We start from the raw sequence: 13804 nt of genomic DNA, 5'->3' as shown, positions 1-13804 counted from the left end.
CGTAGCCCGGAGAGAGCTGCGTAGCCCGGATGGAGCGCAGCGCAATCCGGGGCCGCTGTATCAGCGGATGGCGCGTTCCCGGATTTCGCTTCGCTTCATCCGGGCTACGGGATCGCGTTACGCCGCCGCGGAAACCACGCGGTTGCGGCCGTCGTGCTTGGCGCGATACAGCGCGGTGTCGGCGCGCTTGAGCACGTCGGCGATGGCCTCGCCTTTGCGCTCCAGCGTGGACAAACCGATCGAGATCGTGACCGCGATCCGCGTGCCGGCCTTGCCGACGGAGAACGGCTCGCCCGCGATCGACCGGCGCAGCCGCTCGGCGACCATGCCGGCGACATGCAGATCGGTCTCCGGCATCACGATCACGAACTCCTCGCCGCCGTAGCGGCAGGCGAGATCGATGCCGCGAATCGACTTGCGGATGCGCACCGCGAATTCGCGCAGCACGTCGTCGCCGGCATCGTGACCATAGGTGTCGTTGATCGACTTGAAGAAGTCGATGTCGAGGATCATCAGCGCCAGCGGCTTGCCGCGAACCGAGGCCTGCTCCGCGAGCGTCGCGAGATGGCTCTCCATGTAGCGGCGGTTGTGCAGCCCGGTCAGCGCGTCGGTGATCGCCATCTCGATCGAGTTCTGCACATTGTCGCGCAGATGATCGGTGTAGCGGCGACGGCGGATCTGGGTGCGCGCGCGCGCCAGCAGTTCGTTCTTGTCGACCGGGCGCAGCAGGTAATCGTTGACGCCGATCTCCAGCCCGCGCATCAACCGCGTGTTGTTGTCAGCATCGGAGATGGCGAGGATCGGCACCTGGCGGGTGCGCTCCAGCGAGCGCGCCTGGCTGCACAGCCGCAGGCCGTCGTAATTGTCGAGGCTGAGCGAGACGATCAAGAGGTCGTAATTGCCCTCGGCGGCGTGGAACAATGCTTCCGCGGGATTGGCCTCGACGTCGACGGTGTGCTCGGTGGACAGGATCGGCGCCAGCTTCTCGTAGGACGACGGACGATCGTCGACCAAAAGGATGCGGCCGCCCATGCCCTTGTCGGCGATCGCGCTGCGCTCCGGCGCCTGCATGCCGATCTCGAGCGAGGTGATGGCGCGCATGCGCAGTTCGTCGGTCATCATCTTCAGCCGCGTCAGCGAGCGCACGCGCGCGATCAGCACGACGTCGGATACCGGCTTGGTGAGGAAATCATCGGCGCCGGCCTCGAGCCCGCGGACGCGGTCGGCGGGGCTGTCGAGCGCGGTGACGATCACGACCGGAATGAAATGCGTCGCCGGATTGGACTTCAGGCGACGACAGACCTCGAAGCCGTCCATGTCGGGCATCATGACGTCGAGCAGGATGATGTCGCATTCGGCGCGCGCGCAGATCTGCAGCGCCTCGGTTCCGTTGGATGCGGTCAGCACGTCGAAATATTCGGCCGACAGGCGGGCTTCCAACAGCTTGACGTTCGCCGGAACGTCATCGACGACGAGGATACGCGCGGACATTGAACCACTACTCCCCTATCCGATAAAGCGTCGGACAGTCTCAATGAATTTCCCGACCGAGATCGGCTTGGACAAATACGCTTCGCAGCCGCCCTCGCGGATGCGTTCTTCGTCGCCCTTCATCGCGAAGGCTGTAACCGCGACCACCGGGATCGCGCGCAGGTCGGGGTCGTCCTTGATCCAGCGCGTGACCTCGAGGCCGGAAACCTGAGGCAGCTGGATATCCATCAAAATGAGATCGGGACGCAATTTGCGGACGAGATCGAGTGCCTCAAAGCCGTTGCTGGTGCCCGAGGTCTGATAGCCATGCGCTTCCAACAGATCGCGAAAGAGCTTCATGTTGAGCTCGTTGTCCTCCACGATCAGGACGGTTTTGGCCATCCCGTCCCTCCCAATCTCAAGAAACGGGCCCGCTTGCGGCACCTCACGCACCGCGCTCGGGGCGCGTCGAAAATGTGAATTCAAACTAGCGCCAGAATCGCTCTAACCCGTTAACCCGTTCGTCTAACGTCCGCGGCGTGGTTTCCGATTGCTTGAACACGCTTGGAAGACTCGGGCATGATGGGCCCTCAATAGAGACCATAAGTTAACGGAAAGGCAAACCGGCCCGTTGAAAAAGCCTGTTCACAACCCCCGCGAAGTCGCTGAAATCGTTGCGATTCAAGCGCTGAGCTTCATCGCCGGCGAGCCCGAGCGGCTGGGCCTGTTCCTGGCCGAATCCGGAATCGGTCCAGAGACGCTGCGGAACGCGGCATCCGATCCTCAATTTCTTGCGAGTGTGCTCGATTTCGTGATGCGCGACGATGCGACCGTGACGGCCTTCGCCAAGGCCTCCGAGCTGCACCCGACCAACATCGCCGCCGCCCATCAAGTGCTGCGTGATCCCAAATGGGAGCGCGACGTGCCGTGACCTCCGCGGCGGCAGCTTTCGACGGCCCCCTCAGTTTCTGCCGAGACTGCCTCGGCGACCTCGATATCAAGGTGAAGCGCTGCAGCCATTGCGGCTCACCGCGACTGGTGCGTCACCGCACCCTGCCCGCGCTGACGCTGGCGCATATCGACTGCGATGCGTTCTACGCGACGGTGGAGAAGCGGGACAATCCTGAGATCGCCGACCGTCCAGTGATCATCGGCGGCGGCAAGCGCGGCGTGGTGTCGGCCGCCTGCTACATCGCCCGCACCTACGGCGTCCGCTCGGCGATGCCGATGTTCAAGGCGCTGGAACTCTGTCCCAACGCGACCGTGATCCCGCCCGACATGGCGAAGTATGTGCGTGTCGGCCGCGAGGTGCGCCGCGCCATGCAGGCGCTGACGCCGCTGGTCGAGCCGCTGTCGATCGACGAGGCGTTCCTCGACCTCTCCGGCACGCAGCGCGTCCATGGCATGATCCCGGCCAAGGTGCTCGCCAAATTCGCCCGCGACGTCGAGCGCGACATCGGCATCACGGTGTCGGTCGGCCTGTCCTGCAACAAGTTCCTCGCCAAGATCGCCTCCGACCTCGACAAGCCGCGCGGCTTTGCCGCGCTCGACCAGGACGAGGCGCGGCAGATGCTTTCCGAAAAGCCGGTCGGCTTCATCTACGGCGTTGGTCCCGCGACGCAGGAGAAGCTGGTGCAACGCGGCTTCCGCCTGATCGCCGATCTGCAACGCGCCGACGAGAACGAGCTGATGAAGCAGTTCGCCGGCGAAGGCCGCCGGCTGTGGCGGCTGGCGCGCGGCATCGACGACCGCAGCGTGGTGCCCGACCGCGGCGCCAAGACGATCTCCAGCGAGACCACCTTCGAGACCGACATCCGCGACTTCGCGACGCTGGAAAGGCTGCTCTGGAAACTGTCCGAGAAGGTCTCGGCGCGGCTGAAGACCAGCGAGCTGTCCGGCTGCACCATCACGCTGAAGCTGAAGACCGCGGACTTCCGCCAGCGCACCCGCTCGCAATCGATCCAGACCCCGACCCAGCTCGCCGCCAAGATTTTTTCGGTGTCGCGCGAGATGCTGGCCAAGGAGATCGACGGGACAGCTTTCCGCCTGATGGGCACCGGCGTCAGTGCGCTGCGCCCGGGCTCGCAGGCCAGCGATTCCGACATGCTCGACCGCCGCTCCGCACATGCCGAGCGCGCGATGGACAATCTGCGCAAGAAGTTCGGCAACGCCGCCGTGATCCGCGGCATTGCCTATGAGGGGCCGGAGAAGCAGGCAGACGAGTAGACGCCGAGAGCCTCAATCCACCACGGCCACCGCCTCGATCTCGATCAGCCATTCCGGCGCCGCCAGCGCCGACACGCCGACCAGCGTGCTCGCGGGCGGCTCCATGCCCTCGAAGAACTTGCCGCGCGCCTTGCCGATGATCGGACGCAGCTCCGGCTTGTAGCCGACGACGAAGGTCGTGATCTTGACGATGTCGGAATAGGTTGCACCGGCGGCTTTCAGCGCCAGGCCGAGATTGGTCATCACCTGCGTCGTCTGCGCGGCGAGATCGCCGGGGCCGACCACACGTCCCTCCTCATCGGTGGACACCTGTCCCGAGATGTAGATCGTGCGCGCGCCCGAGGCGACGACGACGTGCGAATAGGCCGGATTGTGATGCAGGCCGCTGGGACGAAGATGGTCGAGCTTGCTCATTGGGTGCCTCCCTGACACGCGTGTTTGGGGAAGCGTATCGCGGTCAGGCGCGCTCGGCCAGAGCGACGCCGCGCCACCTTGCTCGGTGTCGTCCCGGCGCGGGCCGGGACCCATTACCACTGGGTTGTGTTGTAGTACGACGCAGTGGCCGCAACGAATTCTACGACCGAAGCTTGGTGGTTATGGGTCCCGGCCTTCGCCGGGACGACACCGAGTGTGCGGCGCTAACCAACCATCACTTGCAGGGTTTGGAATCCCGAACGTCGAACTTGTCCATCGCGCCCGAGATCACGAAATCGTTGTAATCCAGCACCAGCGCGCGGGACACGCCATTTTCGTACAGCTCGAATGACATCGCATAGACCGGGGTCTGCTCGCCGTCCTTCGCCCGGGCATCGCGGTCGTAATAGCTCACCGTCACCGGCCAGCGCGTCATCGTCTTCATCACGTCGTTCGCGGTCGACGGATCCGGCGAGGACGGCGCGCGGTCGCCGGGGATCGCCCGGCCGATCACGCTCAGCGTGCTGTAGACCTTCTCGCCATTGTCGGAGCCGTCATAGACGGTGAGCTCGAGCACCGACTTGCCCTCGCGGGCCGCGGCGATGATGTGCTGGATCTGCTCGGTCGGGAACACGACCTTACCGTCGAGATTGAAGGTCTTCTTCACCGGCTGCGTCAGCTTCACGGTGATATGATCGCCGACCCGCTCGGCCATGCCGTCGACCGGCGCCGTCGCACTGTCGTTCATGCGGGTGTCGATCTTGAAGCGATAGCTCTTGCCCGCGGCATCCTCCCAGGACGACGAGCGCAGATCCGACAGCGTGACCTTGCCCTCACCGCTGTCGAGCTCCGACACCTGGCGGAATTCCGAGGTGTAGCCTTCGCAGGAGTTGCCGGAGAAATTGTACAGGATGCGCCCGCGCGCATCGCTGATCGAATTGCCGGCGCGCGACTTGACGAGGCTGAGGTCGTAGAGTGCCTGATGCGCGAGAAACGGCCCGCTCGCCGCCGCGAGGGCCGGCGTGTGCGCCAAACCTGATCCCGCAACCACCGCGATCGTCAGCACCAGGGCACGCGACGGAGCAAGCAACGGCAGGATCATGGTTTCTCCTCAAGGGGATGACGATTCGTTACAATAGAGACGGCTCTATTGCGCCGCAACTGGGGCAAATTTCACAAAAAGGTAACGGACAACGACGGGAAGTACCGACTTTTTCGGCCGCATTCCGGGCCGCCCAGGCCCGCCCGCTCGCTTGCAACCGGCGGCACGATGCGCGAAACAATGTGCCGCCTGAGCGCGTTTTCAGGCTTCGTGTGGAAATCCAACCGGGAACGAACAAAATGGCGGGTACGGTCGAACAAAAACTGGCGTCACAGGGCATCACACTGCCCGAGCCGACCTCCCCGGTCGCGAACTATGTCGGCTTCGTCCGCACCGGAAACCTGCTGTTCGTGTCGGGCCAGGTCTGCTTCGGCGCCGACGGCAAGCTGATCGCCAAGGGCAAGCTGGGCGCCGGCGTCACCCTCGAGCAAGGCGTCGCCGCGGCGCAGGGCTGCGCGATCAACCTGCTGGCGCAGATCAAGGCCGCGCTCGGCGACCTCGACAAGGTGGTGCGCGTGGTGCGGCTCGGCGGCTTCATTAATTCCGCGCCCGACTTCCTCGACGGACCGAAGGTGCTGAACGGCGCCTCCGACCTGATGGTCGCGGCGTTCGGCGACAAGGGCCGACATGCCCGCACCACGGTCGGCGTCGCCTCGCTGCCGGCGGATGCGGCGGTGGAGGTCGAGGGTATTTTCGAAGTCTCCTGATGCGCGCGCCGGATTGGCTGACGAAGCGGCCGGTCGCCCATCGCGGCCTGCACGACGCCGCACGCGGCGTCATCGAGAACATGCCGGCCGCGGCCCACGCCGCGGTCGCAGGTCATTTCTCCATCGAGTGCGACATCCAGCTTTCCGCCGACGGCGAGGCGATGGTGCATCACGACGATGTGCTGGACCGCCTCACCGAGGGCTCAGGCCCGTTGCTGACCAAGACCGCGGCCGAGCTGAAGGCGGTCAAGTTCAAGGATACCGCCGAGCAGATGATGACGCTCGGCGATCTCTGCACGCTGGTGGCCGGCCGCGTCCCGCTGGTCGTCGAGGTGAAGAGCCAGTTCGCCGGCGACCGCAGGCTGGTGCGGCGGATGGCGGAGGTGCTGTCGTCCTATTCCGGGCCCGTCGTCGGCATGTCGTTTGACCCCGACCAGGTGATGGCGCTGCGCGAGATCATGCCGAACCTGCCGCGCGGCATCACCGCCCAGCGCAGCTACGACGATGGGCATTGGGACAGGCTGACTAAAGCGCAGCGCGACAGCATGCTCCATCTGCGCCACGGCTTCGCTACCCAACCGCATTTCGTCGCCTACTGGGTCAACCAGCTGCCGGCGCCGGCGCCCTGGATCGCCCGCAACATCTTCGGCTGCGCGCTGCTGGCCTGGACGGTGCGAACTGTGGACCAGCGCGAGCGCGCCGCCCGTTATGCCGATCAGATGATTTTCGAGGGGTTTGTTCCGGGAACCTGACATGTCGCTTGCAAGCCTTGAAGTCGTCGCTGCGATGCACGATCTTGGCTAGGGTTGGTCGTCATCATCGATGGCGGAATGCGGAGCATGATCCGGAAGTGGAGCCAGCTGTTCCGGAGGGATCCTGCTCAAACGAGGCACCGGTCTTCATTCTCGATGACGTCTTCCGAAATCACCCTAGAGGCTGTTCCAGACATCAGCGACATCCCCGCCGCTGAGTGGGACGCCTGCGCCAATCCGAAACCGGATCCGGACAGTCTGGACAACCTCGATACGCTGGCAGGCGACTGCGAGGCGATCTCAAGGTCGAGCTATAACCCATTCGTCTCCCACGCCTTTTTCGCCGCGGCCGAAGCCTCCAGCTCGGCCTGCCCGCGCACCGGCTGGGGTCCCCGGCACCTGATCGCAAAGCTTGACGGGAAGATCGTCGGCGTCGTGCCCTGTTACCTGAAGTCCCACTCGCAGGGCGAATACGTGTTCGACCGCGGCTGGGCCGAGGCGTATCACCGCGCCGGCGGCAGCTATTACCCGAAGCTGCAGGTCTCCGTTCCCTTCACGCCGGCCACCGGACCGCGCCTGTTGATCCGCGATGGCGTCGACCGTGAACAGATCGGCTCGGCGCTGGCGCGGGGCCTGCGGGCGCTCTGCAACGCCACCGAAGCCTCCTCGGTGCACGTGACGTTTGCACGCGAGGACGAAGCCAGGTTCCTCGGCGCGCACGGCTTCCTGCAGCGGACCGACCAGCAGTTCCACTGGCACAATGACGGCTACAAGACCTTCGACGATTTTCTCGGCTCGCTGAACTCCCGCCACCGCAAGGCGATCAAGCGCGAGCGCCGCGAGGCGGTGGCCGCCGGGATCACCATCCACTGGCTGACCGGTTCCGATATCACCGAGGACGCCTGGGACGCGTTCTTCGAGTTCTACATGGAGACCGGTTCGCGCAAATGGGGCCGGCCGTATCTGACCCGAAAGTTCTTCTCGCTGATCGGCGAGAGCATGAGCCGCGACGTGCTGCTGGTGATGGCCAAGCGCGACGGCCGCTGGATCGCCGGCGCGATCAACTTCATCGGTTCCGATACGCTGTTCGGCCGCAACTGGGGCGCGGTCGAGCATCACCCCTTCCTGCATTTCGAGGTCTGCTACTACCAAGCGATCGATTTCGCGATCCAGCGCGGGCTGAAGGTGGTCGAGGCCGGCGCGCAGGGCGAGCACAAGCTGGCGCGCGGCTACCTGCCGCAGACCACCCACTCGGCGCATTTCATCGCTGATCCCGGCCTGCGCAAGGCAATCGCCGACTATCTCAAGCGCGAGCGCGACTATGTCGCCGAGGTCGGCCGCGAGCTCTCCGAGGCCGGTCCGTTCCGGAAGACGGTCGAGGACGAGGCTTGACGTTCTAGTCGCATGTCAGAGATTAAATCCGCAGAACTTGAGGAGCCCGCCGATGCCCGCCGCCTACGACACCAACAACATCTTCGCAAAGATCCTGCGCGGCGAGCTGCCTTGCTACAAGGTCTATGAGGACGAGCACGTCTTCGCCTTCCTCGACATCATGCCGCGCTCGCCCGGGCATACGCTCGTCATCCCGAAGGCCCCTGCCCGCAACATCCTCGACATCAAGCCCGACGACTACGCCCATGTTGCGCGCGGCGCCCACAAGATCGCCGCCGCGGCGATGAAGGCGTTCGAGGCCGACGGCATCACCGTGCAGCAGTTCAACGAGCCCGCCGGCGGCCAGGTCGTATTCCACCTGCACATGCACGTGATGCCGCGCAAGGACGGCGAGCCGCTGCTGCCGCCCGCCAGCCGCAAGGAAGAGGCTAAGGTGCTGGAAGCCACCGCGGCGAAGCTGATCGCTGCGTTGAAGTAACCACGCCACGCACGCGGTGTCGTAGCCCGGATGGAGCGAAGCGTAATCCGGGATTCCCTCCACGCGGCAAGACCGGCCCCGGATTTCGCTTCGCTCCATCCGGGCTACGACGCCGCCGTCACTCCGTCTGGAAATCCCCCGGCTGCGGCGGGGCGAGCGGTGTGAACTCGCAGCGGTCGGGCTTGAGGTCGATCAGCGGCGTCTCGTCGAGGCAGTCGAGGCCACGCACCAGGACGACGTTGCCCTCGACGCCGACCAGCTTCACGATCGAGGTGCCGATCGGATTGGGGCGCACCGGCGAGCGCAGCGAGAAGGTGCCGCGGGTCTTGCCGTTGTTCTTCGGGCTTTGCAGCACGATGTCGCGGCGCGACTGGTGCAGCCAGTACAGCACTTCGAGGTTCTCGTAGAAATCGACGCCCTTGATCGCGCTGGTCCAGGGCTCGAAGATCTCGAGCCGGCACACCGGGCCGTCGTGCCGCCCCTGCCGCGGCGTCTCCAGCCGCGAGGTCCACGGCGTGCGGATGCGGCCGATGAAGACGAGGCCGGCATCGCGCGCCGTCGGCATGTCGACGGCGACTTCGCCGCTGCGCAGTTCACTTTCACGTACCATCTGTTCAGTCCAACGATATGTTCAGCGCCTTGACCACGCCCGCCCACCGCGCGCGGTCGGTCTCCACGAACTTGTCGATCTCGGCCTGGCTCTTCGGGCGCAGAGGCGGAAAGCCGATCTTGATCAGCGAAGCGCGAAACGCCTCGTCGTTCAAGGCCCGGTCGAGGCTCGCCTTGATCTTGTCGGCGACATCACCCGGCACCTTCGACGGCGCCGCGAGACCGTACCAGACGCTGACGGCATAATCGGGATAGCCGCTCTCGGCAATGGTCGGCAGATCGGGCAGATCAGGAATGCGCTCGGTCGAGCTGACGCCGAGCGGCCGCAGCATGCCCGACTTCACCGGCGGCAGTGCGGTGCCGAGCGTGTCGAACATCAGCTGGATGTTGCCGGACAACAGATCGGTCAGCGCGGGGCCGGCGCCCTTGTAGGGCACATGGGTCATCTCAACGCCGGCCATCTGCTTGAACATCTCGCCGGCGAGATGAACGGTGCCGCCGGTGCCGGCCGATCCGAAGTTGAGCTTCCCCGGATTCTGCTTCGCATAGGCGACGAACTCCGCGATCGTCTTGGCGGGCACTGAAGGATTCACCTCCATGATCATCGGCGCATCGGTGACGACGGCCAGCAGGCGGAAATCCTTCGTCGGATCGTAGGGCAGCTTCTTGTACAGCAGCGGATTGAGCACGAAGATCGAGGCCGCCGTCACGAACAGCGTGTAGCCGTCGGGATCGGAGCGCGCCACCGCCTCGGCACCGATTGCGCCCTGCGCGCCGGCCTTGTTCTCGACCACGACCACCTGCTTGAGATCGCGCCCGAGATATTCGCCGATGATCCGGCCGAGCACGTCGGTCGGCCCGCCCGCAGCATAAGGCACCACGAGCTTGATCGGACGCGTCGGATATTCGGCGGCAGATACCTGCGTCGCCATCAGCGCCGCGGCCAATCCGACAATGAATGCTGATGCGCGCCGCCTCATGCTGTTCCCCCGATTGTTGTTGTTGGGGCGCGAGACTAGCGGAATATCCGCTCGCCGCAATCAGCCGAGCCAGTATTTGCCCGCGATCATGACGATTTCGCCCGCGATCACGCCGGCGAAGATCGAACGCCGCGTCAGCATGAAGACGACGAAGCCGGCGGCGACCGCGCCGTAGCGCAGCCAGTCCGGCACGCTGGCCAGCGCGCCCGGCGGTTGCACCACGATCTGCGCGATGATGCCGGCGAGGATCGCGGTCGCGACCGCCCTGACCCAGACCAGCAGCTCGGAGTTCTCGTCGATGCCGCCGCCGAACCACAGGCCGAGCATGCGCCAGATCTGGTTGGGGATGACGCCGGCGACGAACAGGATCGCGAGCGCGTGCCAATCGCCGATGAAGCTGCTCATGCGCCCGCCCTCACCGTCCCGGCCCTCAAGCGGTGCACGCCATAGGCGATGGTTCCGGCCACCACGCCGCTGACCAGGATGTCGACGCCGCTGTTCAAGAGCGCCGCTACCGGGAACAGCAGCAGTCCGAGCACCAGCGCGATGACATCGGCAAGCTCGCGGCAGTTGCGCGCGGTGGAGAACAGGAACGCCAGCGGCGTCAGCATCAGGATGCCGGCAGCCAGCAACGGAGAGAGATTGGCGGCGAGCGTGTAGCCGATCGTGTTCGCGATCAGGCAGACGCAGACCAGCCCACAACCGAGCCCATGCACGAAGGCGATCCGCCGGTTGCGCGGCACCTGCGGCAGGAAGCGGAAGCACTCGACCCACAGCGTCACCGCGGTGAGATGCGCGACGAGAATGAGATGCCAGCGCTTTGTCGTCTCGGTGCGCATCATCGGCAGCACCGACACCACCATCGGAAACAGGCGGATGGCGCTGACCGTGACCGCGATCGCCGATTGCAGCACCGTGGCGCCGGAGCCGAGCGTCGTGATCACGATGATCTGCGCCGGCCCGGCCCAGACGAACGCCGTGCTCGCCAGCGTCCAGCCCAGCGAAAAGCCGGAATCATGCGCCAGCGCGCCGATGCCTAGATAGGTCGCAAACAGCACCAGCGTCAGCACCGTCGCCCCGATCGACCGCGCGCCCCACAGGAAGGCGCGGAACGAGGTCTGCCATTGCTGAGAGTCGAGCGGAGGAAGCGCCACGGGAGAACCGGATGGTGTTGCAATGGCGGCGGCTTAGGGCCGGCGCAACGCACGGTCAAGCAAGGCACCGCACAGAGCCGCTATGCGGTAGCCCGGATGGAGCGAAGCGCAATCCGGGAAAGCCTCACCGCGGAGAGACTGCCCCGGATTTCGCTTCGCTGCATCCGGGCTACGAGATGACGTCACGCCCGGTTCTTCAGCACGAAGCATGCGCCACCGGCCTTGCGGATGCGGCTGCAGAGGCCGTCGGCCTCGCCGCGCGTGTCGGCGCCGATGCGCACCTGGTAGAAGGTGGCGCTGCCGCGGGTGCGCAGCCGCGAGCTCAAGAGGCTCGGGTCCTGGTCGCCGATCACGTTGGAGAGCCGCTTCATTGCACGGGCGTACATCGCCAGCGCCTTGTCGCGGCTGAAGCCGGCGGCGAGCTGCACGCCCCACACCTTGGCCGCCGACAGCGTCACGTGCTGCTCGAGCTCGGCGACGAACGGATTGGGGGCACGCTTGAGCAGCGCCATCAGCTCGCGGCAGCTCGACGTCGGCTTGCGCTCGGGCATCTTGCCGGTGCGCCCTGCCGTCGCCCAATCGTCGACGCTGGAGCCGGTGATCGCATAGACATAGGCGCGGGTCTCCTGCGGCATGTAGCCGGTGCCGGCGAGCCATTCCTGGATCCGCCGCGGGCCGGCATTGTAGGCCGCGGCGGCAAGCCCGAGATTGCCGAACTGGCCACGCAGCTCGCTCAGAAACTCGGCCGATTTCGGCAACGCCTGCACCGGATTGAAGGGATCGAGCAGCCCACGCTCGCTGGCGGTGCCCGGCATGAACTGCGCGATGCCCTGCGCGCGCTGGCCGCTGCGCGTGACCGGCCCGACCGCGTCGGCCTGGAAACGGCTCTCCTGCCAGATCACGCGGGCGAAGAACTCGAGCGGCAGATCGTTCGCCCGCGCGGCGGACTCGATCATCAGGCACATCGCCTCGCGGGTGTCGCTCTCGCGCGCATCGGCGGGTTTGTCGGCCGGGGCTGACGCTGATTTCTCTTCCGGCGTTGCCGGCTTCTCAGCGGGAGCGGCCGCGGGCTGATCCACAGGCTTCTCCGCCACGGGCGCAGCCGGTGGCTCGGCCGGCGCCGCCGGCTTGTCCGCCGGAGGGGAGACGGGTTGCTCGGCGTGGGACGGCCCGGCCGCGGCAGGCGGCGTGTCCTCCGCGCTGGCGCCGGCCGGCGGCAGCAGCATCGCAAGCATGATCCATGCGGCGCAAAGACCCGTTCGCATCGCAGTTCTGTTCCCGCGCCGCGCGGCTTGACACCGCAGGCTCCTCGTCTAGCTATGGCTGATAATGATGGCGCGCAAAAGGGAGCGCAAAATGGCCGCACCTTCGGACGATCAGCTCGGTTTCGCGCCCGAGGACGACGCCCCGATCGGCTACATGAAGCGGACCCGGGATTATTACGCGGCGATCGGCTACACCACACCCTACCGCTGGGCGCACTACACCTCCGCCCCGTTCCAGCCGCTGACCAAGCAGCTCGGCCGGTCCCGCGTCGCCCTGATCACGACGGCGGCGCCGTTCGATCCGGCCAAGGGCGACCAGGGCCCCGGCGCGAAATACAATGGCGGCGCCAAGTTCTATTCGGTCTATGACGGCGACACCTCGCTGCCGCACGATGTGCGGATTTCCCATATCGCCTATGACCGCGTGCACACCACGGCAACCGATAGCGGCACCTGGTTCCCGCTGGCGCAGCTCAAGCGGCTTGCCGCCGAGGGACGGATCGGCGAGGTCGCACCGCGCTTCTTCGGCGCCCCGACCAACCGCAGCCACCGCGTCACCATCGACACCGATGCGCCGGAAATCCTCGCGCGCTGCCGCGCAGATGCCGTCGATGCCGCGGTGCTGGTTCCGAACTGCCCGGTGTGCCACCAGACCGTCAGCCTGGTCGCGCGACATCTCGAAGCGAACGGCATCCCAACCGTCGTGATGGGCTGCGCCAAGGATATCGTCGAGCACGCCGCAGTCGCGCGTTTCCTGTTCTCCGACTTCCCGCTCGGCAACTCCGCCGGCAAGCCGCACGACGTTGCCTCGCAGGCTTCCACGCTGGAGCTGGCGCTGCGCGTGCTGGAGCAGGCCCCCGGTCCGCAAACCACGGTGCAGTCGCCACTGCGCTGGAGCGAGGACCATGCCTGGAAGCGTGACTACAGCAACGCGGACGCGCTCAGCGCCGAGGAGCTGGCGCGCCTGCGTCGCGAGTTCGACGCCCAGAAGGAAATCGCCAAGGGTCTGCGCGTCGCCTGATCGTGTCGGATTAGCCTTACCGCGAGCCAGGCGGGTCGGCGCAAGGCGCCGCCCGCAAGACTAAGGCGCCGCCCGCAGGACTATCGCGCGGCGGCGGCATTCGCAAAATTTCGGAACAATGGAAATTTACTACTGAGTTGCCCGACGCGTCAAGTGGCTTTTCCGAGTGCAGGCGGCCGCCGGCTACTTTGCATGGGGTTGTTCTTCCATATTTGGGACTCGTACCTTTGCTTC

16 protein-coding genes are annotated in these 13804 nt (G+C 65.8%); 7 read left to right on the top strand and 9 right to left on the bottom strand.

Translation table 11 applies throughout. The features are described from left to right. Positions 1-117 precede the first annotated feature (117 nt). Together JQ633_RS33075 and JQ633_RS33070 are read right to left on the bottom strand one after the other, a co-directional pair. Complete coding sequence (locus tag JQ633_RS33075) at positions 118-1491, bottom strand: PleD family two-component system response regulator (RefSeq protein WP_211990019.1); 1374 nt, start codon at positions 1489-1491, stop codon at positions 118-120. Positions 1492-1506: 15 nt separating this feature from the next. Further along, positions 1507-1872: a response regulator gene (locus tag JQ633_RS33070; RefSeq protein WP_028336390.1), complete on the bottom strand. Its 366-nt coding sequence runs from the start codon at positions 1870-1872 to the stop codon at positions 1507-1509. Between the two features lie 229 nt (positions 1873-2101). Between JQ633_RS33070 and JQ633_RS33065 the strand changes: the two genes are divergently transcribed. Next, positions 2102-2401 carry a DUF3572 domain-containing protein gene (locus JQ633_RS33065; RefSeq protein ID WP_211990018.1) on the top strand — a complete coding sequence of 100 codons (300 nt, stop codon included), beginning with the start codon at positions 2102-2104 and terminating at the stop codon, positions 2399-2401. Continuing rightward, positions 2380-3696: a DNA polymerase IV gene (locus JQ633_RS33060; RefSeq protein WP_211990017.1), complete on the top strand. Its 1317-nt coding sequence runs from the start codon at positions 2380-2382 to the stop codon at positions 3694-3696. The genes JQ633_RS33065 and JQ633_RS33060 overlap by 22 nt, the downstream gene beginning before the upstream one ends. 12 nt (positions 3697-3708) lie before the next feature. On the opposite strand, the gene JQ633_RS33055 is transcribed toward JQ633_RS33060, so the two are convergent. Together JQ633_RS33055 and JQ633_RS33050 are read right to left on the bottom strand one after the other, a co-directional pair. Beyond that, positions 3709-4110: a RidA family protein gene (locus JQ633_RS33055; protein WP_211990016.1), complete on the bottom strand. Its 402-nt coding sequence runs from the start codon at positions 4108-4110 to the stop codon at positions 3709-3711. Between the two features lie 235 nt (positions 4111-4345). Beyond that, positions 4346-5212, bottom strand: a complete 867-nt coding sequence (locus JQ633_RS33050; protein WP_211990015.1) for a cell envelope integrity EipB family protein — start codon at positions 5210-5212, stop codon at positions 4346-4348. A gap of 239 nt (positions 5213-5451) precedes the next feature. On the opposite strand from JQ633_RS33050, the gene JQ633_RS33045 reads away from it, so the two are divergent. The 4 genes from JQ633_RS33045 to JQ633_RS33030 all read left to right on the top strand — a co-directional run bounded on the left by JQ633_RS33045 (position 5452) and on the right by JQ633_RS33030 (position 8541). Then, positions 5452-5919: a RidA family protein gene (locus JQ633_RS33045; protein WP_211990014.1), complete on the top strand. Its 468-nt coding sequence runs from the start codon at positions 5452-5454 to the stop codon at positions 5917-5919. Continuing rightward, positions 5919-6671: a glycerophosphodiester phosphodiesterase family protein gene (locus JQ633_RS33040; protein WP_211990013.1), complete on the top strand. Its 753-nt coding sequence runs from the start codon at positions 5919-5921 to the stop codon at positions 6669-6671. Before JQ633_RS33045 ends, JQ633_RS33040 begins: the two co-directional genes overlap by 1 nt. Positions 6672-6827: 156 nt before the next feature. Then, positions 6828-8063, top strand: a complete 1236-nt coding sequence (locus JQ633_RS33035; protein ID WP_211990012.1) for a GNAT family N-acetyltransferase — start codon at positions 6828-6830, stop codon at positions 8061-8063. Positions 8064-8115: 52 nt separating this feature from the next. Next, a complete protein-coding gene (locus JQ633_RS33030; RefSeq protein ID WP_211990011.1) occupies positions 8116-8541 on the top strand; it encodes an HIT family protein in 426 nt (141 codons plus the stop codon). A 118-nt stretch (positions 8542-8659) separates the two neighbouring features. On the opposite strand, the gene tsaA is transcribed toward JQ633_RS33030, so the two are convergent. From tsaA to JQ633_RS33005, 5 genes are all read right to left on the bottom strand, one after another. Beyond that, positions 8660-9151 carry a tRNA (N6-threonylcarbamoyladenosine(37)-N6)-methyltransferase TrmO gene (gene tsaA / locus JQ633_RS33025; protein ID WP_211990010.1) on the bottom strand — a complete coding sequence of 164 codons (492 nt, stop codon included), beginning with the start codon at positions 9149-9151 and terminating at the stop codon, positions 8660-8662. Between the two features lie 4 nt (positions 9152-9155). Further along, on the bottom strand, positions 9156-10130 hold the full coding sequence (locus JQ633_RS33020; protein WP_249159833.1) for a Bug family tripartite tricarboxylate transporter substrate binding protein: 975 nt from the start codon (positions 10128-10130) through the stop codon (positions 9156-9158). Positions 10131-10190: 60 nt separating this feature from the next. Further along, entirely contained in the window at positions 10191-10535 is a 345-nt protein-coding gene (locus JQ633_RS33015) for an AzlD domain-containing protein (RefSeq protein WP_211990009.1), read from the bottom strand. After that, the gene (locus JQ633_RS33010) at positions 10532-11284 is read right to left on the bottom strand and encodes an AzlC family ABC transporter permease (RefSeq protein ID WP_211990008.1); all 753 of its coding nucleotides are present in this window, start codon (positions 11282-11284) and stop codon (positions 10532-10534) included. Before JQ633_RS33010 ends, JQ633_RS33015 begins: the two co-directional genes overlap by 4 nt. A 182-nt stretch (positions 11285-11466) precedes the next feature. After that, complete coding sequence (locus JQ633_RS33005) at positions 11467-12549, bottom strand: lytic transglycosylase domain-containing protein (protein WP_249159832.1); 1083 nt, start codon at positions 12547-12549, stop codon at positions 11467-11469. Positions 12550-12640: 91 nt separating this feature from the next. Here JQ633_RS33005 and JQ633_RS33000 point away from each other — a divergent pair, with 91 nt between their 5' ends. Further along, positions 12641-13570 carry a glycine/sarcosine/betaine reductase selenoprotein B family protein gene (locus JQ633_RS33000; protein WP_211990007.1) on the top strand — a complete coding sequence of 310 codons (930 nt, stop codon included), beginning with the start codon at positions 12641-12643 and terminating at the stop codon, positions 13568-13570. Positions 13571-13804 lie beyond the last annotated feature (234 nt).

Origin of the sequence: Bradyrhizobium tropiciagri, assembly GCF_018130505.1 — a bacterium.
Lineage (GTDB): Bacteria > Pseudomonadota > Alphaproteobacteria > Rhizobiales > Xanthobacteraceae > Bradyrhizobium > Bradyrhizobium tropiciagri_B.
Note: the sequence above shows the minus strand (reverse complement) of the source record. Positions and strands in the feature narration are given on the sequence as shown.

What these genes read in the sequence shown, in the direction of transcription:
- JQ633_RS33075 (WP_211990019.1), bottom strand. Translation starts at nt 1,491, where the DNA reads ATGTCCGCGCGTATCCTCGTCGTCGATGACGTTCCGGCGAACGTCAAG.
- tsaA (WP_211990010.1), bottom strand. Translation starts at nt 9,151, where the DNA reads ATGGTACGTGAAAGTGAACTGCGCAGCGGCGAAGTCGCCGTCGACATG.
- JQ633_RS33020 (WP_249159833.1), bottom strand. Translation starts at nt 10,130, where the DNA reads ATGAGGCGGCGCGCATCAGCATTCATTGTCGGATTGGCCGCGGCGCTG.
- JQ633_RS33050 (WP_211990015.1), bottom strand. Translation starts at nt 5,212, where the DNA reads ATGATCCTGCCGTTGCTTGCTCCGTCGCGTGCCCTGGTGCTGACGATC.
- JQ633_RS33055 (WP_211990016.1), bottom strand. Translation starts at nt 4,110, where the DNA reads ATGAGCAAGCTCGACCATCTTCGTCCCAGCGGCCTGCATCACAATCCG.
- JQ633_RS33015 (WP_211990009.1), bottom strand. Translation starts at nt 10,535, where the DNA reads ATGAGCAGCTTCATCGGCGATTGGCACGCGCTCGCGATCCTGTTCGTC.
- JQ633_RS33030 (WP_211990011.1), top strand. Translation starts at nt 8,116, where the DNA reads ATGCCCGCCGCCTACGACACCAACAACATCTTCGCAAAGATCCTGCGC.
- JQ633_RS33045 (WP_211990014.1), top strand. Translation starts at nt 5,452, where the DNA reads ATGGCGGGTACGGTCGAACAAAAACTGGCGTCACAGGGCATCACACTG.
- JQ633_RS33070 (WP_028336390.1), bottom strand. Translation starts at nt 1,872, where the DNA reads ATGGCCAAAACCGTCCTGATCGTGGAGGACAACGAGCTCAACATGAAG.
- JQ633_RS33040 (WP_211990013.1), top strand. Translation starts at nt 5,919, where the DNA reads ATGCGCGCGCCGGATTGGCTGACGAAGCGGCCGGTCGCCCATCGCGGC.
- JQ633_RS33035 (WP_211990012.1), top strand. Translation starts at nt 6,828, where the DNA reads ATGACGTCTTCCGAAATCACCCTAGAGGCTGTTCCAGACATCAGCGAC.
- JQ633_RS33005 (WP_249159832.1), bottom strand. Translation starts at nt 12,549, where the DNA reads ATGCGAACGGGTCTTTGCGCCGCATGGATCATGCTTGCGATGCTGCTG.
- JQ633_RS33060 (WP_211990017.1), top strand. Translation starts at nt 2,380, where the DNA reads ATGGGAGCGCGACGTGCCGTGACCTCCGCGGCGGCAGCTTTCGACGGC.
- JQ633_RS33000 (WP_211990007.1), top strand. Translation starts at nt 12,641, where the DNA reads ATGGCCGCACCTTCGGACGATCAGCTCGGTTTCGCGCCCGAGGACGAC.